The following is a 22,851-nucleotide window of genomic DNA, read 5'->3' on the forward strand; positions in this document are numbered from 1 at the left end:
TCAATAATGACCCGTACTGTTGTAGAATCTAAGACAAAAACTGCGGTCATCGGCTTTGATGAACCGTTCTGTGTGATCGGCGAACGGATCAACCCCACCGGCCGCAAGAAATTGGCGGCCGAGCTGGAAGCGGGCGATTTCTCGACCGTTGAAAAAGACGCTTTGGCGCAGGTGCTGGCCGGCGCCAATATTCTCGATATCAATGCCGGCGTGGTGTACAATTCCAACCCGAACCCAAATGAGACTGAGCCGCCCTTGATGGCCAAGATCGTTCACATGGTTCAGCGTTTGGTTGACGTTCCACTGTGCATCGACAGCTCGGTACCTGGCGCGCTTGAGGCCGGTCTGGCTGCCGCCGAAGGACGCCCGCTGTTGAACTCGGTCACCGGAGAAGAGGACCGGCTGGAGCTGGTGCTGCCGTTGGTGAAGAAATACAATGTACCTGTGGTTGCGATTTCCAATGACGACACCGGTATTTCCGAGGACCCCGACGTGCGTTTTGCGGTCGCCAAGAAAATTGTCGAACGGGCGGCTGATTTCGGCATTCCGGCCCATGATATCGTAGTCGATCCGCTGGTGATGCCGATTGGTGCGATGGCGACCGCCGGATTGCAGGTGTTTGCTCTGGTCCGCCGTTTGCGTGATGAGCTGGGGGTGAACACCACCTGCGGCGCGTCCAATGTCTCATTTGGTTTGCCCAATCGCCACGGCGTCAACAACGCCTTTTTGCCGATGGCAATTGCGGCCGGTATGACCAGTGCCATTATGAACCCAGTGGCGCTGCCGATTTCGCAAAAGAAGATAGCCGAGAAGCGGGCAATTGTGGAAGCAGCAGGCATTATTCTACCCGAGGGTATGGAGGATGAAGCCTTTGTTGCAATGTTTGGCATGGGTTCGACCAAACCGGTTGCGGGAAGTGAAATGACCGCTATTCGTGCCGCCAACCTGCTCACCAATAACGACCCGCACGGTGGCAATTGGATCAAGTACAACAAGCCACCGGCAGCAGATGGCGAAGAAGGCCGAGGCCGCCGCGGTGGTGGCCGCCGTCGCCGCGGATAAGTTGGTCAAGAAACAAGCGTCGAAGGCCAGTCTCGACAGGGACTGGCCTTTTTTATTCTAAACCGTTTCAACCCTGTCAGGCCTGGGTTAACTATTCCTGATTGTCATACATTATAGCGGTTATTTCATTGGTTGTTTGACCGAATTTGTCCGATACGGGGTGACGGGGTCGACTTCAGTGAGGGTTTCAAATGGATCGTGCGCAGATCGTTAACAGTAATTTCCGCCGGCGTGTGGCGTCTGAGGATTTGCCGCAGGGTGCCGCGCCGCTGGCCGCCGTTTCGGGTGACTGTGCCGTGTCGATTTACCGAGCTCAATGTCTGAGCCGGGCATTGGATTTAACCAGCCGCACTATGCAAAAAAACGGTCAGGGGTATTATACCATTGGCTCAAGCGGCCATGAGGGGATGGCGGCGGTTGCGCAGGCGCTCCGTCCCAGTGACATGGCATTCCTGCATTACCGGGACGCCGCCTTTCAGATTGCCCGTGCAGATCAGGTCCCGGATCAGGATATTGTCCGCGATATGTTGCTGTCATTTGCCTGTTCCAGTGAAGACCCAATATCGGGCGGCCGTCACAAGGTGCTGGGATCAAAGGAATTAATGATCCCACCGCAAACCTCAACCATTGCCAGCCATCTTCCCAAAGCCGTCGGAGCGGCCTATTCGATTGGCGCCGCCAGGCGAAATCCACCTCAGCATCGCCAGCTGCCTGATGATGCGCTTGTGATGTGCTCCTTTGGCGATGCCTCTGCCAACCATTCGACGGCGCAGGGGGCCATCAACACGGCCGGCTGGACCTCGGTTCAATCGGTTCCATTGCCGTTGTTATTGATTTGCGAGGACAATGGCATTGGGATTTCCACCAAAACCCCAACTGGCTGGATCCAGGCGTCGATGGAGCACCGCCCCGGCATCAAGTATTTTCAGGCCAACGGGCTGGATATTTACGAAACTCATAAGGTGGCGACTGCGGCGGCCGACTACGTCAGACGCAAACGCAAACCAGCCTTCTTACATCTGCGGACGGTGCGGTTATACGGCCACGCCGGTGCTGATGTGCCGACCACCTACCTGAGTAAAGCCGAAGTGGAGAGTGACGAGGCCAATGATCCGCTGCTGCATTCCGTGCGTTTGCTGCGGGATGCCGGCGCATTGCAACCGCAACAGGCGTTGGAGATTTATGAGGAAACCTGCCTGCATGTGGAGGCCGTCGCTGCCGAAGTGATTACCCGTCCACATCTGCAAACTGCTGAGCAAATTGCCACCAGCCTGGTGCCACCAAAACGCGCCTGCCTGGCATCACCAGCGCCAAGCCCGGACGCCCGTGATCGGGCCTTTGGCAGTGATCACCGCTCAATGGAGAATCCTCAGCCAATGAGCCGCCTGATCAACTGGGCGATCACCGATCTCATGCTGCAGCACTCTGAAATTGTGATGATGGGCGAGGATATTGGGCGCAAGGGCGGCGTTTACGGGGTCACCCAGAAATTGCACCAGAGATTTGGCCCGGATCGGGTCATCGACACCTTGTTGGATGAGCAATCGATTCTGGGTCTGGCGATTGGCATGGGCCATAACGGCTTTGTCCCGATGCCGGAAATCCAGTTTCTAGCCTATCTGCACAACGCCGAAGATCAGATTAGGGGCGAGGCGGCGACTCTGTCGTTTTTCTCGGATGGTCAATTTACCAATCCCATGGTGCTGCGTATCGCCGGTCTGGGTTACCAGAAAGGCTTTGGCGGTCATTTTCACAATGACAACTCTCTGGCGGTGTTGCGTGACATCCCAGGTTTGGTGATTGCCTGTCCCTCTGATGGGGCTGAGGCGGCGATGATGCTGCGCGAATGTGTGCGACTTGCCCGCGAAGAGCAGCGGGTGGTGGTGTTTGTTGAGCCGATTGCGCTTTATTCCATGCGCGATCTTCACAGTGAAAAAGACGACGCTTGGATGCAGTTTTATCCGCCGGTGAGCAAAAGCATCCCCTTGGGCGATGTGGGCGTACACGGGGATGGGACAGATCTGGCAATCGTAACCTATGGCAATGGGCGCTACCTTTCGGTGCAGGCGCAGGCAGATCTTGCCGCCAAAGGGATCAAGACCCGCGTCATCGACATGCGCTGGCTGGCACCGCTTCCGGCTGAGGCGATTCTGGCGGCCAGCAAGGATTGCCGCAACATCCTGATCGTCGATGAGTGCCGCAGTACTGGCAGTCAGTCCGAAGCCTTGATGACCCTGTTCGCCGAAAACGGCGCCACGGCAATTGCCCGGCATGTGGCTGGCGATTGCTTCATTGCAACCGGGCCGGCATATGCCGCCAGCCTGCCGTCAAAAGACAGTATTGTCAGCGCAGCCCTGGCCCTGGTCGCAGCTGATTAGGGCCGGGCTTGGATTTTCCACGGTTTGGTTCCGGTTTCTTTTGAGCCGTATTGGCGTTGAAGGAGGCAACGAGGGGCAATGCGGGCGTCGAAAAGGCAAACCCTTCGCAAGGCAGGCCGCCCGCGTCGTGAGGAGAAGGGCGTGTTAATAACGATCCCCATCCATTGACCTCTCGGGCCTGATTATTCAGTTGGAAATTAAAACGGCCGTTTGAACCGCCCCTGTTTTCGAGTTGATTAGCCTTAGCCAAAGCAATGCTTTTTGAATCCATATTTTCGACTATTTGAGGGTTCGGTTAGGATGTTTGCAGACCCGCTGAAAATTGTGGAATGGCAAGTTCGAAGGACGAAAATATGTCGATTGAAAAAGTAGATACGCTCGTCGTTGGCGCTGGCCAGGCCGGTGTCGCCATGAGCGAACACCTGACCAGAAATGGCGTACCGCACGTCGTTCTTGAGCGCGATAGAATTGCTGAACGCTGGCGCACGGGGCGCTGGGATTCGCTGGTTGCCAATGGCCCTGCCTGGCATGACCGTTTTCCGGGTCTGGAGTTTTCCGATACCGATCCTGATGCCTTTGTGTCGAAAGACAGGGTGGCGGACTATTTCGTGGAATATGCGAATATGATCGACGCTCCGATTCGCTGTGGTGTGGAAGTAAAACAGGCCGAGCAGCTTGCCAATCGCCCAGGTTTTCGTGTTGAAACCTCTGACGGAGTGTTTGAAGCAAGAAACATTGTGGCCGCCACAGGTGCGTTCCAATGCCCGATCGTCCCGCCGGTTGTTCCGAAGGAAACGGACATCTTACAGATGCACTCGTTCGATTACCGCAACCCTGATCAGCTTCCTGACGGTGCTGTGATGGTCGTCGGTGCCGGGTCGTCAGGTGTGCAGATTGCGGATGAGCTGATGCGTGCCGGCAAGAAGGTTTACCTTTCCGTGGGCCCACATGATCGTCCACCACGCGCCTATCGCGGACGCGACAATGTATGGTGGCTTGGCGTTCTCGGCATGTGGGATGCGGCTGCGATGAAGCCAGGTACAGAACGTTTCACTATCTGCGTAAGCGGTGCCCGCGGCGGCCATACGGTCGACTTTCGGGATCTGGCCGCCCAAGGAATAACACTCGTTGGTATGACGCAGAAATTTGAAGATGGCGTTTTGTCCTTCGAAGCAGATCTTGCCGAGAATGTCGCCAATGGCGATGCCGGCTATCTGTCGATGCTTGATGCAGCCGACGCTTATGTCACCCGAAATGGGCTCGACTTGCCGGAAGATCCTGACGCGCGCGACTTTGGTCCCGTCCCGGAAAGTGTAAGCGATCCGGTTCGCGAATTGAATTTGGCCGAAGCCGGCGTAGCCTCAATTGTCTGGGCAACTGGATTTTCTCAGGATTTCAGTTGGTTGAAGGTCGATGCCTTTGACGAGGCGGGAAAGCCAAAGCACCAAAAAGGCTTGTCTTCAGAGCCTGGGGTCTATTTTCTGGGGTTGCCCTGGCAATCCTGCCGGGGGTCCAGTTTTATCTGGGGAGTCTGGCACGACGCCAAACATGTGGCGGACCATATCGCAACCCAGCGCAAATACCTGCAATACAGCGGGCCATCAGAAAGCTGATATCTTAGTTGCGTGGCGGGGAAGGTGGCATAAGCTTATCAGCGACTAGACAGACCGTTCTTTCAAATCAGAAACCCGATGTGAAATTCTAAGGGTGAAACGCGATCCGCAACTCTCTTTCTGGGGCGGTCGCTGCCTCAGGAGGCCAAAATGATACGTACAGGTGCGCAGTATCGGGATTCGATTCGCGGAGAACGTGACGTCTATATCAATGGTGAACGCGTCAATGACGTCACCACTCACCCTCAGTTTAAACCGCTGGTTGATATCCGCGCACGCCTCTACGACATGCAGCATGAAGAGACCAGCAAGGGGATACTGACCTATACCGAAGGCGGCGAAACGTCTGCCATCGGGAACAAGCTGCCCTATAGCCAGACCGACTGGTGGTCCAAACGCCGCGCTACCGACCACGTGATGAACAAAATCGGTGGTGTGGTGACCCGTGTCGGTGATGAGACCGTCGGCGAAATGTGGTCGCTTTTTGATGGTGCGGAGGTGCTGAACGAGATCGACCCGCAGTTTGCCAACAACATCGAAACCCATATTTCCAATGTGGTAAAGGGGGATCCTTTCCAGATATCCGCGAATACTGACCCAAAAGGCGACCGCTCGAAACCGGCGCAGGATCAGGATCCGGACATGCTTTTGCATGTGGTCAGGGAGACCGACGCAGGCATCGTTGTGCGCGGGGCAAAGTATGAAACCGCAGCAGCCTATGCCAACCAGGCGTTCACCAAGCCAACCATCGCCAACTGGGGGTCGGAGGAGCTGTCGGAATATGCGGTGGGTTTCATCTGCGACCTGAATTCGCCCAACCTCAAATTCATTTGCCGCACCGGTTTTGCCGGGCGTGCGTCGGCTCAAGACTACCCGCTGGCCAACAAGTTTGATGAGGTCGACGCGCTGGTGATCTTTGACGACGTGCTGATCCCATGGGAGAACGTGCTGTTTTACCGCCATACCAAAGCGGCGAAGTTCATGCGCGCCTCGCTGCACAGATACACGGCCTTTGCCTTTATTCAGCGCAACCTGAAGTTCGCCGACATGATGATCGGCGCTGCCCTGTTTAACGTACGCCAGACCGGTCTGGACAAATATCAGGGTGTGCAGGAAAAGCTGTCTGCCCTGGCTTGCTATCGCGAGGGGATCAATGCGCATCTGACCGCCGCCATCGCTCTGGCAGAGAAATCTCCGGCTGGCTTGATGATGCCGAACCAGTCGCTGCTCTATGCGGGCCGCGTCCTCGCCTGTTCGCAACTGCATGAGGTGATGCACATCGCCCGCGAACTTTGTGGCGGACAGATCTGTGTAACCCCGGATGCCGCAACCTTTCATAATCCAGAGACCAAGCCGTGGATGGACAAATATTATACCATCAATGACGAATGGGCCGCCGAAGACCGCCGCAAGCTATTGGCATTGACCCGCGACATGCTCAACTCAGATTTTGCGGGCCATCGCTTGTCTTTCCAGCTCTTCACCCAGTCTCCGCCCTTTGCGCATCTTGCTGCTGTATATCAAAACTTCGATTGGGACGGACCGCTGGCCTTTGTCAAAGACGTCGCCGGTCTGTCCGACAAGGTGATGGGAGAACAATCTTTGAGCTCCAGGGACTCGGCGGTGTCGAGCTGGTTTTCGAACGACATTGCGTCCCAAACGCCCGAAACATCAGTGGGGTGATCTGCCCGTCAACCGCAGTGCCCATCTCGGTTGCAAAACATCAGTCTCACGTAGCTCCGCTACTGCTTCTTCGCTCATAATGCCTAACTTGATGGAGATCGAAATGACCCATACACGGATCCGGAAATTCAACACATCCGAGACCTACCCGGAACAGAACCTGGACAACGACCTGTGTCAGGCCGTCGTCACCCAGGGTGGAAAGACCGTTTACCTGCGCGGTCAATGCCCGCAGAACCTGGAGGATGCGGCAAATATCGACAGCCACGATCCCGTTGAGCAAACCCACAAGGTGATGCAGAACATCCGTCAGCTGATTGAAGAAGCCGGCGGTCAGATGGAGGATCTGGTCAAGGTGGTGGTCTATATCACTGACGTGCGCCACCGCGAGTCGGTCTATCGCACTATGGGCGAATATATCAAAGGGGTGTACCCGGTCTCGACCGGGCTGGTGGTTCAGGCCCTCGCACGGCCTGATTGGCTGGTTGAAATCGACGCCACCGCTGTAATTCCGGAGTAAGAATATGACATTTTCGCTTGTCGCCCGCTGTGCAAAAACTGGTATGTTCGGTATCGCAATTTCCTCTTCCTCCCCTGCGGTGGCGGCACGCTGCGCGTTTGCACGCGCCGGTGTCGGCGCTGTGGCTTCGCAGAATGTGACCGACCCGACGCTTGGCCCGCTTGCGCTGGATTTGATGCAAAGCGGTCTGACCGCCAAAGAAGCCATCGAAACGGTGGTGGCGCAGGGCAAATTCATCGAATACCGACAGGTGCTGGCAGTGGGCCGCAGCGGCGGAACCGCCATTCACTCCGGCCCCCACTCGCTGGGAATCTGGACACAGGCCCAGGGCCAAAATGTCGCTTCGGGCGGGAACCTGCTGGCGAACGAAGGCGTGCCACAGGCCATTGTTGATGCGTTCCTGGCATCGTCTGGCCATCTTGGTGACCGGTTGATTGCGGCCATGCGCGCAGGCCTTGCGGCCGGGGGCGAGGCCGGGTCGCTACATTCGGCCGGGATGAAAATCGTCGACAAGGTCAGTTGGCCGGTGGCGGATCTGCGCTGTGACTGGACTGAGGATTGCCCAATCGAAGCCATAGCCACGGCATGGGACATCTACAAGCCACAGCTGGACGCTTACATCCAGCGCGCGCTCGACCCGCGTGAGGCACCGTCTTATGGCGTGCCCGGTGACCAGTGACCAGTGAAGGCAGGAAAACAGACATGCAGAATTACACCTATCAAGATTGGAAATCCCGTGCGGAACAGCTTTCCTTTCGGGGCCAGGCCTTTATTGACGGCAAATTCGTCAATGCGGTTTCCGGGAAGAGCTACGACAGCATCAACCCGGCAACAGGCGAAGTTATAACCACCGTTGCGGAATGTGACGCTGAAGATGTGGATCTGGCTGTCGCGGCAGGCCGTCGCGCCTTTGAAAAGGGTGTCTGGTCCCGCATGGCACCGGGGGACCGCAAGGCGGTGCTGTTGAAACTGGCGGATCTGATCCGTGCCCATCTGGAAGAGATGGCACTGCTGGACAGTCTCGACATGGGCAAGCTGGTCACCGATGCGGTGACCGTTGACGCACCCGGAAGCGCACATTTTTTCCAATGGTATGCCGAAGCCATCGACAAGATCTATGACGAGGTAGCCCCGACCGGACCGGGTGATCTGGCGCTGGTAAAGCGCGTACCCCTTGGTGTGGTCGGCGCGGTAACTCCGTGGAACTTCCCACTGGACATGGCGACCTGGAAGGCCGCAGCGGCCTTGGCTGCCGGCAATTCAGTGGTGCTCAAACCCGCAGAGCAATCGCCGCTTTCAGCTTTGCGCCTAGCCGAACTGGCGGCAGAGGCCGGCGTGCCTGATGGCGTGTTCAACGTGGTGCCTGGCTTTGGTGGGACCGCGGGCAAAGCGTTGGGTTTGCACATGGATGTGGATTGTCTGGCGTTTACCGGCTCGACTGCGATCGGCAAGATGTTCATGCAGTATTCCGGTCAGTCCAACCTGAAACAGATTTGGCCTGAAACCGGAGGCAAGAGCCCCAACCTGATATTCGCGGATTGCGAGGATCTGGACACGGCTGCGGATATGGCCGCATTTGGTATCTTCTTCAATCAGGGCGAGGTGTGCTCAGCAAATTCACGGATGTATGTCGAACGCTCGATCAAAGATGAGTTTGTGGAAAAGATGATCGCAAGGGCAAGCGCGACCCAGCCCGGCGACCCGCTTGATCCGGCTTCGAAAATGGGCGCGATTGTCGACGAGAAACAAACCCGGGGCATCATGCGGTTTATCGAGGAAGGCAAGAAGACAGCCAATCTTGTCGCCGGAGGTGAGCGTGTCACAGTGGATGGCAAAGGGTGCTTTATTCAGCCGACCATTTTTGACGACGTTGCCCATAACGACCCACTTGCACGGGATGAAATCTTTGGTCCGGTTTTGTCGATGATTGCTTTCGACAGTGAAGATGAGGTCGTTGCAATGGCGAACGACAGTATCTACGGGCTGGCCGCCTCGGTCTGGACCGACAATCTTAGCCGGGCCTGCCGGGTGTCGGACCGGCTGAACGTTGGGACCGTGTCAGTCAACACAGTAGATGCATTGTCGGTTCAGACGCCATTTGGCGGCATGAAACAATCCGGCTTCGGGCGCGACCTTTCCTTGCACGCTCTTGATAAGTATACCGCTTTGAAGACAACCTGGATAAAGTACAAAGCCTAATACAACGCAAGGGATCGGGGAAACGCGATGCTGAGATACACTTTCAGACAGTTAGAGTATTTTGTTGCTGTCGGAGAGGCCGGAAGCATCGCTCTGGCCTCAGAAAAGGTCAATGTGTCGTCGCCCTCGATTTCGGCAGCAATCAACCAACTTGAAAAGGAATTCGGACTGCCTCTCTTTGTTCGTCAACATGCGCAGGGCCTGTCATTGACACTGGCAGGGCGGCGCATGATGGTGCAGGCAAAGTTTGTTCTTCAGGAAGCCAACAGATTGATCGAACTGGCCGGCGATATTTCCGGGTCTGTACGCGGTCCGTTGTCCATCGGATGCATGGTTACGTTTGCACAGGTTGTTCTGCCATCCGTGCGGCGAAGTTTCGAAACCGAATACCCCGAAGTGCGCGTGCGCCAACACGAACTAAACCAATCGGAAATATTTAGTGCCCTACGGCGAGCTGAAATAGATGTGGCACTGACATATGACCTCGAATTGCCTGCCGATCTGCAATTTGTTTCTCTGTTGGAGCTGCCTCCTTACGCCATCGTCAATGAAACGCACCCATTGGCGCATCTGCCAGCGGTTTCCGTGGCGGAGCTAAAGAACCACCCGATGGTCCTGTTGGATCTGCCGTTTAGTACCGACTATTTTCTGTCGTTCTTTACCCAGATTGACGCCAAGCCTATAATTGCCGAACGGACAAGGGATATGGCTGTGATGCGCAGCCTTGTGGCGAACGGGTTTGGCTATTCGATTGCCAATGTACGCCCACTGAATGATTTTTCGCCGGACGGGAAGCCTCTGAAATTCATTCCCCTTGTCGGAGCGGTGCGACCGATGCGAATGGGGCTGTTAATGTCAACCGACGCGGAAGCCGCCAGTGTCGTGCGCGCTTTCGTCCAGCATTGCTATGATCGGCTTCAAAGTGGCAGCTTTACTGGCTTGAGTGGTTAGAAACAGTCCCCCAAGGGGCGGTTAGCTTCCCCCTAATCAATGCTTTCACAAGCTTGTCTTTCGATCTTTGGGCGGCACGCTATTCTTAAGCAAACCCGCTTTCTGAGGAGGCAACATTGCGCGATCCCCGCTACGATATACTTTTCGAACCGATGCAGATTGGTCCTGTCACCGCCAAGAACCGGCTCTACCAGGTTCCACACTGCAACGGTGGTGGCTACCGCGACCCCTCGGCCGCGGCTGCCATGCGCGGCATCAAGGCCGAAGGCGGTTGGGGGGTGATCTTCACCGAACAATGCGAGATGCACCATACATCGGAAATCACGCCCTTCATCGAGCTGCGGTTGTGGGAAGACAAAGACATCCCACAGCTTCGCAAGATGTCGGAGAAGATGAAAGAACATGGCGCGCTTGCGGGTATTCAGTTGGCCTATTCCGGTATCAATGGACCGAATCTGTACTCAAAAGAAGTGCCTATGGCGGTTTCCGCCATGCCGATCCGCACCTTTACCAACGATCCGATGCAGGCCCGCGCACTGGACAAGACCGACATCCGCGATTTGCGCCGCTGGTTTGTGAACGCTGCCAAACGTTCAAAATTGGCCGGTTTTGACCTGATCTGCCTTTACGGTGCGCATGGGTTTGGAATATTCCAACACTTCCTCAGCCGCGCCACAAACCAGCGCAGTGACGAATATGGCGGCAGCCTGGAGAACCGGTCACGCTTTGTGAATGAGGTTATAGCCGATATCAAAGATGCTGTTGGCGACACTATGGGCATCACGCTTCGCGTCAGCCTTGATGAGACCATCGGCGACCTAGGTTTTTCCAACGCCGAAGTGCGCGATTTTGTCGAAATGAACAAGGATCTGCCAGATCTTTGGGATCTCGCACAGGGAACCTGGGAAGATTGTTCCGGTCCGTCGCGCTTCACAGGTGAGGGCGCGCAACAGGAGCTGGTCAGGGGCATTCACGATCTGACAGACAAACCCATCGTGGGTGTGGGGCGGTTTACCTCTCCCGACACGATGGTCAAACAGATCAAATCAGGCCTGCTCGATTTCATCGGCTGCGCGCGGCCGTCGATTGCTGATCCGTTTTTGCCGAAGAAAATCGAAGAGGGTCGGATCGAGGACATCCGTGAATGTATCGGTTGCAACATCTGCATCACCGGTGACATGACAATGTCGATCAGCCGCTGCACCCAGAACCCGACATTCATGGAAGAATGGCGCAAGGGCTGGCACCCTGAAACGATGAACGCGAAAGGCGGCAGTTCCAATGTTCTGGTCGTCGGGTCCGGTCCCGCAGGGCTGGAGGCCGCGCGTGCCCTGTCCGAGCGCGGCTATGATGTTGCCATCGCCGAGGCCACAACCGAACTTGGCGGCCGCGTGGCGCGCGAGCGCCTCCTTCCCGGGCTCAGTGCCTGGGGACGGGTGCTGGAATACCGTGAATATCAGATAAGCCAGAAAGCAAACGTCGAAACCTATTTCGACAGTGAACTGGACGCGGCAAACATCCTGGAATTTGGCTTCGAGAACATTTGCATCGCGACCGGTTCAAAATGGCGGCGCGACGGGGTGAGCCGTCAGCACGTGGTTCCCTTTGCCATCGATGCTTCCATGCCGGTTTTCACACCGGACGATATCATGGCCGGGAAGCTGCCCTCGGGCAAAGTGGTGATCTATGATGATGACCACTATTACATGGGCGGCGTTCTGGCAGAGCTTTTGCGCAAGGAGGGTTGTGAGGTCACGATCATCACACCTGCGGCCTACCTGTCGGACTGGACCAACAACACCCTGGAACAGCATGCAATCCATAAGAACCTGGCTGAAATGGGCGTCGAGATCGTACTGAACCGGGGCGTAACCGAAATTGGCAGCGGCCATGTGGTGTCCAACTGCGTCTATACCGACACCACCACCCAGTTTGGATGCGAGTCCGTGGTGATGGTGTCATCGCGCCTGGAAAACAATCAGGTCTTCAACGACCTGAAGGCGCGTGAATCCGAATGGCAGGACGCTGGGATTAAATCGGTCAAAATCATCGGTGACGCCAATGCGCCGGGTCCAATCGCCTGGGCCACCTATGCCGGTCACCGGTATGCGCGGGAGCTGGATGGCGAGGATCCCGGTGATACGCTGCCCTTCCGCCGTGAAATCACCGAGCTGGCATACGATTGAGGAGGAAAAGTGCATAAATGTCTCTGACGTTAGAAAACCTCGAACGGCTGATCGGGTTCAACTCGGTCAGCTCTAGGTCCAATCTCGACATTATCGGTTTCATCGAAACTTATCTGCGTGAGCGTGGGTTTCGACTGACGCGCATTTCCGATGCCACCGGTCAAAAGGCGGGGTTTTTTGCCGAAATTGGCCCCTCCGAGGGTGGCCTGATTTTGTCGGGCCATACCGATGTTGTTCCGACCGAGGGGCAGAACTGGAGCCGCGATCCGTTCCGGTTGTCACACCAAGATGGCAAGTACTACGGGCGCGGCACTACTGATATGAAGGGCTATCTGGCCTGTATGCTGAGCGCTGCGGATAAGGCCGCAAAGAGCGATCTGAAAGAGCCGCTGAAACTCGTTTTTTCCTATGACGAGGAAATCGGCTGTGTCGGGATCCAGCATATGGCTGACCGGCTTGCTCCGCTCCTTGGGACTCCGCGCGCCTGTTTCGTCGGGGAACCGACAGAGATGCGTGTGGCGGTCGGGCACAAGGGCAAGGCTGCGATCAAAGCGACCTGTAACGGGCAAAGTGGACATTCCGCCCTGGCGCCTAACTTCGTGAACGCCTTGCATCTCGCCGCAGATTTTGTTGTCGAACTTGGCAAGGTGCAGGGGTGGCTTGCAACGCAAGGCGCGCGCGATACAGACTATGACATCGCCTACAGCACGGTGCATATTGGCAAACTCACTGGCGGCGTTGCGCTGAATATCGTTCCCGACCACGCGGAGTTGATCCTTGAATATCGCCATCTCGCGGCAGACCAACAAGACATGATCATGGATCTGATCCGGGACGCGGCCAGCCGTGTGGCCGGACGATATCAGCCCGACTATCCCGAGGCGAAAATCGCCCTGAACCGGTACAATGCCTATCCTGGCCTCGATGTTTCCAAGGGCGCTCCTGTGGTTGCCCTGGCGCAGCGTCTGGCAGGTAATCCAGAGCTCACCAAGGTTGCCTTTGGCACTGAAGCTGGCGTTTTTGCAGGTCTTGGTGTTCCGACAATCGTATGTGGCCCCGGTTCTATGGAAGGGCAGGGCCATAAAGCGGATGAATATATTTCCGGGGAACAGCTAGCGGCCTGCGATCGCATGATGGATTGTATCGTGGACGAAATTAGTATTTAGGGCCAAGGCCAGGGTCAGGGCGAGGAAGGCTTGCCATCTGACATCCGCCGAGCCCTCTTTGGACACCTGAGGCCGCCCGATACCTTGGTTGCGAAAACCATCAGTGACCGGTGGCATTTTCCGGTGGCCTTGGCGAAAGCGGACGCCTCGGAGGCGCCCGAACAGAACGGTTCACGGCAAGTAAAACACGGCCGACGGAGCCTGGAAAACCTGTGAGATCTGCAGGGTTTTGGAGCTGTTGATCTGGCGTATTCGGGCCCTGCGATCGTTGTTAGGCTGAAGCTAATGAGCGCTGAGGAATACAGTTCTTAAATTCGACCAGCCGCCTTTCTATACTGACTGAAATACGGCTGCAATACGGCTGCGCCGATGGAGGGACCATGCCAGAAGACCAATCAATAGCCATTGACGTCCGCGACGCAGTAAAGCGCTATGGCGATTTTACCGCATTGAAGACGATATCGCTTTCCATCCTGGACAACGAGTTTTTCACTCTTCTAGGCCCTTCCGGCTGCGGAAAAACAACGCTCTTGCGTATGATCGCTGGGTTTGAGGATGTCACCGAAGGCGAGATCTATCTCTATGGTGACGAGATCAAAAATTTGCCGCCGCACCAGCGCCCGGTGAACACCGTGTTCCAGAACTATGCTTTGTTCCCGCATATGACGGTGCTGGACAACGTGGCATTTGGCCTGGAGATGCGGGGCAGGTCCAGGGCGGAGGCCCGCAGCCGTGCTGGCGAAATGCTGGAGCTGGTGCAATTGTCGCAATTTTCTAGTCGCAAACCGTCGCAACTCTCGGGCGGTCAGCAGCAGCGTGTGGCACTTGCGCGTGCGCTGGCACCGCAGCCAAAAGTTTTGCTTTTGGACGAGCCCTTGTCCGCATTGGATCAGAAGCTTCGCAAAGCGATGCAACTTGAGCTGAAACACCTGCAGCGCGAGACCGGTATCACGTTCGTCTTCGTGACCCACGACCAGGAAGAGGCGCTGACCATGTCCGACCGCATCGCCGTCATGTCAGAGGGCGAATTGCAGCAGTTGGGCGCGCCGCGGGACATTTACGAGCGCCCGCACAACATGTTTGTGGCCGATTTCATTGGAGAAACCAACCTTTTGGAGGTCTCGGTGGACAATATCGCCAATGGTCGTGCGACCTGCCATCTTGGCGGCGGGCACGAACTGACCTGCAACCAGGTTGATGGCATTGCTGTCGGGGCACAGGTTCATATGTCAGTGCGTCCGGAGCGCCTGTTTATTTCAGACGACCCGGCGGAAGGCGAAAGCCTGAAGGGCAGGGTGCAGGAGAATGTTTTTGGAGGTACCGATATTACCACCATCATTAACCTTGCGGACGGGCCAAACTTTACCGTCAGAACGTCTAACTCAAATCGCGGGAACAAACGCATTTTTGAACGCGGAAACGAAGTCTTCGTCAACATGGAGCTGGGGGCGGCACGCCTCCTGGTGGACTGATGGCAGCGCAAGCAGAAAGCGGCGGCGGCGCAACCACCGACACCTACAAAGAAGCGCGTACCTGGTTGCTCATGCCGGCCTGGCTCGTGCTTTTGGTGCTGTCTCTGGCCCCGGTGTCGATGATCTTGATCTACTCGTTCCTGACCAAAGAGTTCAGGGGTGGGGTGATCTGGGAATTCAGCCTCGCGGCCTATGATCAGTTCTTCTTTGATCGCGGATTGTTCGGGGATGAAGCGCCACAAATCGAGTGGACCTATATCACCATCTTCTGGCGCTCGATCTGGCAGGCAGGTGCCGCCACGATTCTTAGCCTGATTATTGGGTTTCCAACTGCCTACTTCATTGCGACACGGGCTGAAAAAGTTAGACCGATTTGGGTCTTCCTGGTCACCATTCCCTATTGGGTCAACCTGCTGATTCGTACAGTTTCAATGAAATTCCTACTGCGCGATCAGGGGCCGCTGAACGATTTCTTGTTGTCCACCGGACTTATCGACAACCCAATTCACATCGTGAACACAAATTTCGCGGTGCAGTTGGGGCTGTTCTATTCCTACCTGCCATTCATGGTATTGCCGATTTATGCCTCCGTTGAGCGCTACAACTTTGCCTTGAGCGAGGCCGCGGCTGATCTCTATGCCACCAAATGGGTGACCCTGCGGCGCATTCTGTTGCCCGCGATAAAACCGGGAGTGATCGCAGGTTGTATTCTGGTGTTCGTGCCGTCACTGGGCTCGTTCCTCGCGCCAGATCTTCTGGGAGGGGCAAAAAACTTCATGATCGGCTCGCTCATTGAGGAGCAGTTCAAGGGCAATGCCGGGAACTGGCCATTTGGTGCTGCCGCCTCGATGATCCTGCTGACCATGGTTCTGATCATCTTACTTGTGTTCGCGCGCCGACAGGCCAATGCAGAAAAGCGGGAGGGTTAAGTGATGGCACTGAGAAAATATGACATCAAATCGTACCGTGGCTTTGGGGCCATGACGATTCTGTGCCTGGTGGTTCTATATGCACCATTGATTGTGGTCACGATCTACAGTTTCAACGCGTCAAAATCGATCACCGTTTGGGAGGGGCTGTCGCTTCGTTGGTACGTGGATGTTTTCAGCGGTCCCGAAAGCGCGAAATTCAAGCTGGCAGCCTGGAACAGCTTTGTGATTGCCATTATTGCTTCGACAATCGCGACAGCGATTGCGACTCTGGCAGCGACCGCCATCGTGCGGGGCGGCAAGTTCCGGCTACGTACCGCCTCTATCGGGTTGATCTCTTTGCCGCTGATGGTGCCGGAAATCGTGACTGCCGTGGCCACGTTGATCTTTTTCAACTACATCGGCTTTGATCGCGGATTACTGACGATCGTGTTGGCCCACATCGCCTTTTGCATCCCCTTTGCCTACCTGCCGATCGCGGCACGGATGCAAGGCATCGAGGACAGCTACGAGCAGGCCGCGATGGATCTCTATGCCACCAAACGACAGGTCTTCACCCGGATCTTGCTTCCTTTGATGGCCCCCGGCATTGTCTCTGGATACCTGCTTTCTTTCATCGTTTCGCTGGACGATTTCATCATCACCAACTTCGTCAAGGGCGCCGGTGTTGAAACACTGCCAACTGCCATTTTCGGCGCGGTGAAACAGGGCATCAAGCCCAACATTATGGCCATTTCAACCATGCTGCTCGCGGTGTCGATAATCATGGTCACGATCTCATACATCGTCAGCAAGTCAGACAATACAAAGTAACCCAACAGATGGAGAAACCCATGAAAACAATTTTAAAAACTACGGTTGCAGCATCCGCTATCGCTTTGTCAGCCAGCGTTGCCCTGGCCGATGGAAAAGTGGTTGTCTACCACTGGTTCGAGTACATGCCGCAGGAGCTCGTGGACAAGTTTACGGCAGAGACCGGCATCGACGTGGTGATGGATACCTATGATTCCAACGAATCCATGTTAGCCTCTCTGAAAGCGGGTGGGATCGGGACCTATGATGTTTCGGTGCCGGGCGACTATATGGTCAAGATCATGGCCAATGAGGGGCTGTTGGGCACCATCGCCGAGGGAGAGCTTGCCAACAAAGGAAACATCGAAGCAGTGTGGCTGGACGTCGATTTTGATCAGGGCCGAAAGCACTCGATTCCCTACCAGTGGGGCTCAACAGCGTTTGCCGTGAACCGTGACGTCTATCAGGGCGACATTAACACCACCGATATCCTGTTTAATCCGCCGGCCGAATTGAGTGGCAAGGTCAACATGCTTGACAGCCAGGGTGAAGTTATGGCGATGGCATCGTTGCATCTCGGCATTCCGCAGTGCTCAACCGACCGGGAGCAGTTGAAGGCATTGGACGCGATGCTGAAGGAGGCCAAAACTTATTGGGCATCCTTCAATTCCGATACAGCGAAAGAAGTGTTGGTCGCCGGTGACGCTGCCGCAGGCATGATCTATAATGGGTTCTCGGCCAAAGCGCGTGAAGAAGGCGCAAACGTAGAATACGCCTATCCGAAGCAGGGCTACATTGCCTGGATGGACAACGTTGTTCTGCTGAAGGACGCTCCAAACCGCGATAACGCGCTCAAATTCATGGACTTCCTGCTCGATCCGGAAAATGTCGCAACACTGACAAACTGGACCCAATATTCTGCTGGTGTTAAAGGCGTTGCGCCACTGCTGGACGATGCCCTTCGCACTCTGCCAGAGGCAAATCCACCTGCAGATGCTGGACCGGCTACGTTCATCGAAGTGTGTGGCGAGGAAACCCAAGCAATATACGACAAGATTTGGACGAATGTAAAAAAGTAAACGCTCATTACTCTCGTGCTTGGGCCAGTTGGTCTGAGCACGGGATGTCGGCATTATCCGGCATGTTTGCTCTGTTGCAAGCGCCGCACCTCTCCTGTCATTTTATTGATCCTTTATCATTGTCCCAGACTGGTTTCTGTCGGGTCCGGAGGCGGAGAGCGCAACGGCCGAGAGGACGATCTCAGGTCATCTGTCAGACCGCATACCGCTACCAAACCAATCTGCGTCATATCCACGGGACATTATTGCCAGTCACCGCGGCTGTTTGGCGACAGTGAGTCAGCCTTGCATCAAAAAAACAATGGGGGTGCTGGGCCGAAGGTGGATCGACATGTTGAGGAATGGTGGTCCCAGCTGGATTCGAACCAGCGACCTCTCGCTTCGGAGGCGAGCACTCTATCCAGCTGAGCTATGGGACCACTAGCAACCTTGTACCTGTGCGGGCATCTGCACGCAAGCAGTTAAAGGCTATATTTATTCTTTCTTTTCAACTGGTTCCGAGTCCTGTCGAGCGCCTTCATAGGGCAGCGCTCTACACAGATGAGCTACAGTGGCCTGTTTCAACGGCGGTATAGCTGTCGGAACCGAGCACTTCAATGGAAAATTTCGTCTCGTTGGCCTTCATGGGAGATATTTCCGCCCGGGCCCGAGTTTGGTAATTTCAATGACTGACATTGATCCACCGGCGACACTTGAGACAGATGTAAAAACGGCGCTGCAGACTGTTGGGTCTTGCTGAATATGCCGGAAATGACACCTCAAAAGCCCGCAGGCGATTGGTGTACGGGTTTTGTCATGGGCCTAATATGGGCGTTGTCGAGTTAGCCGTTCCAGCTGCGGACCTGGCCGCAATCCATATGCACAAAATTGGAGCCACGGTATTTTCCGACACCGCCGGCCTGACAGGCCAGCGCTGCTTTTGCCATCTGGTTGACCGAGCGGGAGGCCAATCGCAGATCGGCAGCCTGTCCCCGCATGTGCAGTGAGTTTTTGGCAACTCCACGCGACCGACGGCGTAACATGGCATTGGTTTGCGGACTGCGATAGCCCGACAACATCATATAAGGTTCATTCACCTCCAACAGGTTATGGGATGCCGCCATGATGTCGATGGTGCGCGGATCGATCTCTTTGATCAGATCATTGCGCCAGTCGCGCATGAAGTAGTTAATTTCCTTGATTGAATCCTTGATGTACTTGCCATCGATCCAATAGATCATATCGATTCGTTCACCGGTTCGGCCCGAATACATTCGAATGCGTCGGATATCACCCGAACCACGCAACAGGCCTGCTGCTTTTGAAAAAGTGGGAGCTGCAACAAATGCGGTTGCCGCGAAAGCACCCAATAAGCTCCGTCGGGTTATCCCCGAAGTTTTGGTTTCTACCATCGTATACTGCGCCGTCCCGTACGCTATTCCTGCCTGCACCCGATGTTACGGGCGCTATTTTCATCCATCCCAAGATGCAATTTGTATGCCACAGGTCGATTCGTGTGCCAAGATAGGATTGTGGCAACTTGTATCTATCTCCAATTTTCGGCGATTTTTTGCGCAAATTGTCATAATAACCACTATATCAGGATCATGACACTCCCCAGAGGCTGCCCGAGGCCACCTGACTGCGTCTACACTGCATCAGGGAGCGAGGACGTTCAAAACTGATGTAAATGTGAATGGACTTCTCCCCCTAGTATTTACCAGAACTTCATGTAGGCAGAGCCTTTAATTGATGCGTAAACCGTTCAAGGAAGTTATGATATGATGTGTTTTCCCCATGTTATTTTTTTACCAAAACTACGGGCGGGTGTCTTTGCTCTGACGCTTGCTGGTTTAGGAATGGGGATGAGCCCGGCACCGGCGCAGGCGCAGGTGACTGCGTTTAAACAAGCCATTGCTGAGGCGGCATCGACTGATGACGGCGTGGCTGCGTTTTATCGCGAGAATGATTATCAGCCGATCTGGACCGGGACCGGCGAGCTGGACCGGGCGCGCAGGTCAGCCTTGTTGGCGGCGCTTGGCACAATGTCGCTCCATGGGCTGCCGGATCGGGCGGTAGAGGTTGCGCGACTAACCAAGCTGATGCAGAGCGCCAGGACGACGCGGGATCTAGGGATGGTCGAAGTCTCGTTGAGCCAGGCACTGGTCGACTATGCGAGCGATATTCAGACCGGAATTTTGATTCCCTCTCAAATCGACGATGGCATGGTGCGGGTAAAACCCAAAACGAATGGCAATGTTTTCTTGACCGGCATGCGGGACGGGACACCCACTGCCTTTATGCGGTCACTGGCGCCGAGGTCGTCGCAATATCGCACCTTGATGAAAGAGAAGCTCCGACTGGAGACGCTGATGCAGCAGGGCGGTTGGGGGCCCACGGTGCCAAATCGCAAGCTGGAACTGGGTCAAAGCGGCCCGGATGTTGTGGCGTTACGCAACCGACTGGTCGCTATGGGCTATATGCAACAGAGCGCCACAGGCAGCTATGACGGGGTAATTGAGGCGGCGGTCCAGCAATTTCAGGCCGAACACGGGCTTGAGGCTGACGGTGTAGCTGGCAAGGGTACCATTGCCGAGGTCAACAAGCCGGTTGTTGCGCGATTGAAGTCGGTCATTGTTGCTATGGAACGGGAGCGCTGGCTGCCGGTGGAGCGCGGTGCGCGTCACGTATTGGTCAATCAAACAGATTTTACCGCAAAAATCATCGATCATGGCAATGTCACCTTTGAAACCCGGTCGGTGATTGGCAAAAATCAGGGCGACCGGCGGTCCCCGGAATTCTCCGACGAAATGGAGCATATGGTTATCAACCCCAGCTGGTATGTGCCGCGGTCCATTGTGACCAAAGAATATCTGCCGCAATTGAAGGCAAATCCAAACGCTGTTAACCACATTGAAATCACCGATCGGCGGGGTCTCAAGGTGGACCGCAGTGCGGTTGATTTTACACAATTCACCGCCAGAACTTTCCCTTTTGCCATGCGCCAGCCTCCGAGCAATCGCAATGCATTGGGCCTGGTCAAGTTCATGTTCCCCAACAAGTACAATATCTACCTGCATGACACCCCGGCCAAGAACCTGTTTTCGCGTGAGGTGCGGGCCTATTCGCATGGCTGTATCCGATTGGCGCAACCGTTTGAATTTGCCTATGCCTTGTTGGCGCGCCAGTCCGAAGACCCCAAGGCCTTTTTCCATCGCGTCCTGAATACCGGCAAAGAAACCAAGGTTGAGCTTGAGCAGAAGGTGCCAGTGCATATCATCTACCGAACGGCGATTATATCCACCAAGGGCCGTGCTGAATTTCGACGCGATGTTTATGGGCGCGACGCCAAGATTTGGGCGGCGCTGCAGCGGGCAGGGGTGGTGTTGAGCGGCGTTCAGGGGTAATCCTCTGGCCTAAGCCAAACCATCGGGAAGGGCCTGAAATGTTTACCATTCGTCAGATAGCCGAGGCTTTGGGCGCTGAGGCCCAGGGGGATCTGGACCTACAGATTACCAGTGCTGCCGAACCCGGTGACGCAGGGCCACAGCATTTGGCGATGGCGATGTCGCCTAAATACGCCGAATCCCTGGGTCAGGGCCGCGCTGAGGCGGCGCTGTTATGGCCTGATGCGGATTGGCGAGCCATGGGGCTGCGGGCGGCAATCTTTACACCAAGGCCGCGAATGGCAATGGCGGGTGTCACCGCCACCTTGGATCCGGGGCAGGGGTTTGGCATCGGAATTCACCCTTCAGCAATCATTGATCCCACTGCACATCTGGGCGATGGGGTCTGTGTTGGTCCGCTGTCTATCATCAGCGCCGGATCCCGTATTGGCGCCGGGTCGGTGATTGGCCCGCATTGTTTTATCGGCACTGATGCGGTGATTGGGTCAAATGCGTTTCTGCGCGAGATGGTTTCAATCGGCGCCCGCGCGACGATTGGCGACCGCTTCATTGCACAGCCCGGGGCGCGTGTCGGCAGTGATGGGTTTTCCTTTGTAACCCCAGAGGTCTCAGCTGTGGAAAACGTTCGAAAATCCCTGACTGATCAAGGCGAGGCGACGGCACAAACCTGGATGAGAATTCACTCTCTGGGGGCGGTCACCATTGGCCATGACGTCGAAATAGGCGCCAATTGCACCATCGACAACGGAACCATTCGCAACACGGTGATCGGCGACGGCAGCAAGCTCGATAATCAGGTGCACATTGGCCATAACACGCGGATCGGCAAGGATTGTTTGCTCTGTGGTCAAACCGGGGTCTCGGGGTCGGTTGATATTGGCGACAATGTCGTATTGGCGGGGCAATGTGGGGTGAATGACAATATCTTTATTGGCAATGGAGTGGTGGCGGGCGGCGGCACCAAAATCATTTCCAACGTGCCTGCCGGTCGGGTGGTCATGGGATATCCCGCGGTCAAAATGGACACGCACACGGAAATATACAAAGCACAGCGTCGTTTGCCGCGTTTGATGCGCGACATTGAGGCCCTGAAAAAGGCTGTTTTCAAATAGCGTCGAAGCCGATAGGTCCATAGTTATGCGTTTGGTCAGAGGTCTAATATGAGCATTCAAAGCAAGGTGTTTGCCATCATTGCCGAGCAGGCGATTTTGGAACCATCCGATGTCACTCTTGAAAGTACACTCGACGATCTTGGCATTGATAGCATGGGGGTTGTTGAATGCATCTTTGCCATCGAGGAAGAATTCGACATCACCATTCCCTTCAACGCCAACCAGCCTGAAAAAAGTGACTTTGACATTTCAAACGTCGGTTCGATAATTTTTAGCCTTGAAGCGATGATTTCTAAATAAAAATAACGACCTGCAGGCAGAGG

General features: G+C 55.5%; 18 protein-coding genes and 1 tRNA gene. 17 read left to right on the forward strand and 2 right to left on the reverse strand.

The genetic code is table 11. The features are described from left to right. The first annotated feature begins 6 nt into the window (after positions 1-6). From QPJ95_RS19405 to QPJ95_RS19470, 14 genes are all read left to right on the forward strand, one after another. Positions 7-1,062 (forward strand): dihydropteroate synthase, encoded by a 1,056-nt coding sequence (locus QPJ95_RS19405; protein ID WP_270918936.1) that lies wholly within the window; start codon positions 7-9, stop codon positions 1,060-1,062. Between the two features lie 191 nt (positions 1,063-1,253). Next, complete coding sequence (locus tag QPJ95_RS19410) at positions 1,254-3,440, forward strand: thiamine pyrophosphate-dependent enzyme (protein WP_270918935.1); 2,187 nt, start codon at positions 1,254-1,256, stop codon at positions 3,438-3,440. 353 nt (positions 3,441-3,793) lie between these two features. Beyond that, positions 3,794-5,053, forward strand: a complete 1,260-nt coding sequence (locus tag QPJ95_RS19415; protein ID WP_270918934.1) for a flavin-containing monooxygenase — start codon at positions 3,794-3,796, stop codon at positions 5,051-5,053. Between the two features lie 150 nt (positions 5,054-5,203). Then, positions 5,204-6,736: a 4-hydroxyphenylacetate 3-hydroxylase family protein gene (locus QPJ95_RS19420; protein WP_270918933.1), complete on the forward strand. Its 1,533-nt coding sequence runs from the start codon at positions 5,204-5,206 to the stop codon at positions 6,734-6,736. A gap of 103 nt (positions 6,737-6,839) precedes the next feature. Further along, the gene (locus tag QPJ95_RS19425) at positions 6,840-7,256 is read left to right on the forward strand and encodes a RidA family protein (RefSeq protein ID WP_270918932.1); all 417 of its coding nucleotides are present in this window, start codon (positions 6,840-6,842) and stop codon (positions 7,254-7,256) included. A 4-nt stretch (positions 7,257-7,260) separates the two neighbouring features. Beyond that, positions 7,261-7,935 (forward strand): DUF1028 domain-containing protein, encoded by a 675-nt coding sequence (locus QPJ95_RS19430; protein ID WP_270918931.1) that lies wholly within the window; start codon positions 7,261-7,263, stop codon positions 7,933-7,935. A gap of 23 nt (positions 7,936-7,958) precedes the next feature. Then, positions 7,959-9,455, forward strand: a complete 1,497-nt coding sequence (locus QPJ95_RS19435) for an aldehyde dehydrogenase (RefSeq protein WP_270918930.1) — start codon at positions 7,959-7,961, stop codon at positions 9,453-9,455. Between the two features lie 27 nt (positions 9,456-9,482). Then, positions 9,483-10,406, forward strand: a complete 924-nt coding sequence (locus tag QPJ95_RS19440) for a LysR family transcriptional regulator (RefSeq protein ID WP_270918929.1) — start codon at positions 9,483-9,485, stop codon at positions 10,404-10,406. A 116-nt stretch (positions 10,407-10,522) separates the two neighbouring features. After that, positions 10,523-12,592 (forward strand): oxidoreductase, encoded by a 2,070-nt coding sequence (locus QPJ95_RS19445; protein WP_270918928.1) that lies wholly within the window; start codon positions 10,523-10,525, stop codon positions 12,590-12,592. Between the two features lie 17 nt (positions 12,593-12,609). After that, positions 12,610-13,758 carry an acetylornithine deacetylase gene (gene argE, locus QPJ95_RS19450; protein ID WP_270918927.1) on the forward strand — a complete coding sequence of 383 codons (1,149 nt, stop codon included), beginning with the start codon at positions 12,610-12,612 and terminating at the stop codon, positions 13,756-13,758. 380 nt (positions 13,759-14,138) lie between these two features. Continuing rightward, the gene (locus tag QPJ95_RS19455) at positions 14,139-15,230 is read left to right on the forward strand and encodes an ABC transporter ATP-binding protein (protein ID WP_270918926.1); all 1,092 of its coding nucleotides are present in this window, start codon (positions 14,139-14,141) and stop codon (positions 15,228-15,230) included. Continuing rightward, positions 15,230-16,159 carry an ABC transporter permease gene (locus QPJ95_RS19460; RefSeq protein ID WP_270918925.1) on the forward strand — a complete coding sequence of 310 codons (930 nt, stop codon included), beginning with the start codon at positions 15,230-15,232 and terminating at the stop codon, positions 16,157-16,159. Before QPJ95_RS19455 ends, QPJ95_RS19460 begins: the two co-directional genes overlap by 1 nt. Before the next feature lie 3 nt (positions 16,160-16,162). After that, positions 16,163-16,972 carry an ABC transporter permease gene (locus QPJ95_RS19465; RefSeq protein WP_270918924.1) on the forward strand — a complete coding sequence of 270 codons (810 nt, stop codon included), beginning with the start codon at positions 16,163-16,165 and terminating at the stop codon, positions 16,970-16,972. A 20-nt stretch (positions 16,973-16,992) separates the two neighbouring features. Next, on the forward strand, positions 16,993-18,030 hold the full coding sequence (locus QPJ95_RS19470; protein ID WP_270918923.1) for an extracellular solute-binding protein: 1,038 nt from the start codon (positions 16,993-16,995) through the stop codon (positions 18,028-18,030). A gap of 342 nt (positions 18,031-18,372) precedes the next feature. Here QPJ95_RS19470 and QPJ95_RS19475 read toward each other — a convergent pair. Continuing rightward, positions 18,373-18,449, reverse strand: a tRNA-Arg gene (locus tag QPJ95_RS19475). Positions 18,450-18,851: 402 nt separating this feature from the next. Beyond that, the gene (locus QPJ95_RS19480) at positions 18,852-19,421 is read right to left on the reverse strand and encodes a YcbK family protein (protein WP_270918922.1); all 570 of its coding nucleotides are present in this window, start codon (positions 19,419-19,421) and stop codon (positions 18,852-18,854) included. A gap of 447 nt (positions 19,422-19,868) precedes the next feature. Here QPJ95_RS19480 and QPJ95_RS19485 point away from each other — a divergent pair, with 447 nt between their 5' ends. The 3 genes from QPJ95_RS19485 to QPJ95_RS19495 are packed head-to-tail and all read left to right on the forward strand — an operon-like array spanning position 19,869 to position 22,828. Further along, a complete protein-coding gene (locus QPJ95_RS19485; RefSeq protein WP_270919027.1) occupies positions 19,869-21,416 on the forward strand; it encodes a L,D-transpeptidase family protein in 1,548 nt (515 codons plus the stop codon). Positions 21,417-21,454: 38 nt separating this feature from the next. Beyond that, positions 21,455-22,528, forward strand: coding sequence for a UDP-3-O-(3-hydroxymyristoyl)glucosamine N-acyltransferase (locus tag QPJ95_RS19490; RefSeq protein ID WP_270918921.1), 1,074 nt, complete (start codon positions 21,455-21,457; stop codon positions 22,526-22,528). A 48-nt stretch (positions 22,529-22,576) separates the two neighbouring features. Further along, positions 22,577-22,828: an acyl carrier protein gene (locus QPJ95_RS19495; RefSeq protein ID WP_270918920.1), complete on the forward strand. Its 252-nt coding sequence runs from the start codon at positions 22,577-22,579 to the stop codon at positions 22,826-22,828. Positions 22,829-22,851 lie beyond the last annotated feature (23 nt).

The organism is Parasedimentitalea psychrophila, assembly GCF_030285785.1.
Classification (GTDB): Bacteria; Pseudomonadota; Alphaproteobacteria; order Rhodobacterales; family Rhodobacteraceae; genus Parasedimentitalea; species Parasedimentitalea psychrophila.

Bases quoted from the DNA above. Each gene is read 5' to 3' on its own strand.
- QPJ95_RS19425 (WP_270918932.1), top strand. From the start codon at position 6,840: ATGACCCATACACGGATCCGGAAATTCAACACATCCGAGACCTACCCG.
- QPJ95_RS19420 (WP_270918933.1), top strand. From the start codon at position 5,204: ATGATACGTACAGGTGCGCAGTATCGGGATTCGATTCGCGGAGAACGT.
- QPJ95_RS19495 (WP_270918920.1), top strand. From the start codon at position 22,577: ATGAGCATTCAAAGCAAGGTGTTTGCCATCATTGCCGAGCAGGCGATT.
- QPJ95_RS19435 (WP_270918930.1), top strand. From the start codon at position 7,959: ATGCAGAATTACACCTATCAAGATTGGAAATCCCGTGCGGAACAGCTT.
- QPJ95_RS19405 (WP_270918936.1), top strand. From the start codon at position 7: ATGACCCGTACTGTTGTAGAATCTAAGACAAAAACTGCGGTCATCGGC.
- QPJ95_RS19410 (WP_270918935.1), top strand. From the start codon at position 1,254: ATGGATCGTGCGCAGATCGTTAACAGTAATTTCCGCCGGCGTGTGGCG.
- QPJ95_RS19470 (WP_270918923.1), top strand. From the start codon at position 16,993: ATGAAAACAATTTTAAAAACTACGGTTGCAGCATCCGCTATCGCTTTG.
- QPJ95_RS19465 (WP_270918924.1), top strand. From the start codon at position 16,163: ATGGCACTGAGAAAATATGACATCAAATCGTACCGTGGCTTTGGGGCC.
- argE (WP_270918927.1), top strand. From the start codon at position 12,610: ATGTCTCTGACGTTAGAAAACCTCGAACGGCTGATCGGGTTCAACTCG.
- QPJ95_RS19440 (WP_270918929.1), top strand. From the start codon at position 9,483: ATGCTGAGATACACTTTCAGACAGTTAGAGTATTTTGTTGCTGTCGGA.
- QPJ95_RS19480 (WP_270918922.1), bottom strand. From the start codon at position 19,421: ATGGTAGAAACCAAAACTTCGGGGATAACCCGACGGAGCTTATTGGGT.
- QPJ95_RS19415 (WP_270918934.1), top strand. From the start codon at position 3,794: ATGTCGATTGAAAAAGTAGATACGCTCGTCGTTGGCGCTGGCCAGGCC.
- QPJ95_RS19430 (WP_270918931.1), top strand. From the start codon at position 7,261: ATGACATTTTCGCTTGTCGCCCGCTGTGCAAAAACTGGTATGTTCGGT.
- QPJ95_RS19485 (WP_270919027.1), top strand. From the start codon at position 19,869: ATGGGGATGAGCCCGGCACCGGCGCAGGCGCAGGTGACTGCGTTTAAA.
- QPJ95_RS19490 (WP_270918921.1), top strand. From the start codon at position 21,455: ATGTTTACCATTCGTCAGATAGCCGAGGCTTTGGGCGCTGAGGCCCAG.
- QPJ95_RS19455 (WP_270918926.1), top strand. From the start codon at position 14,139: ATGCCAGAAGACCAATCAATAGCCATTGACGTCCGCGACGCAGTAAAG.
- QPJ95_RS19460 (WP_270918925.1), top strand. From the start codon at position 15,230: ATGGCAGCGCAAGCAGAAAGCGGCGGCGGCGCAACCACCGACACCTAC.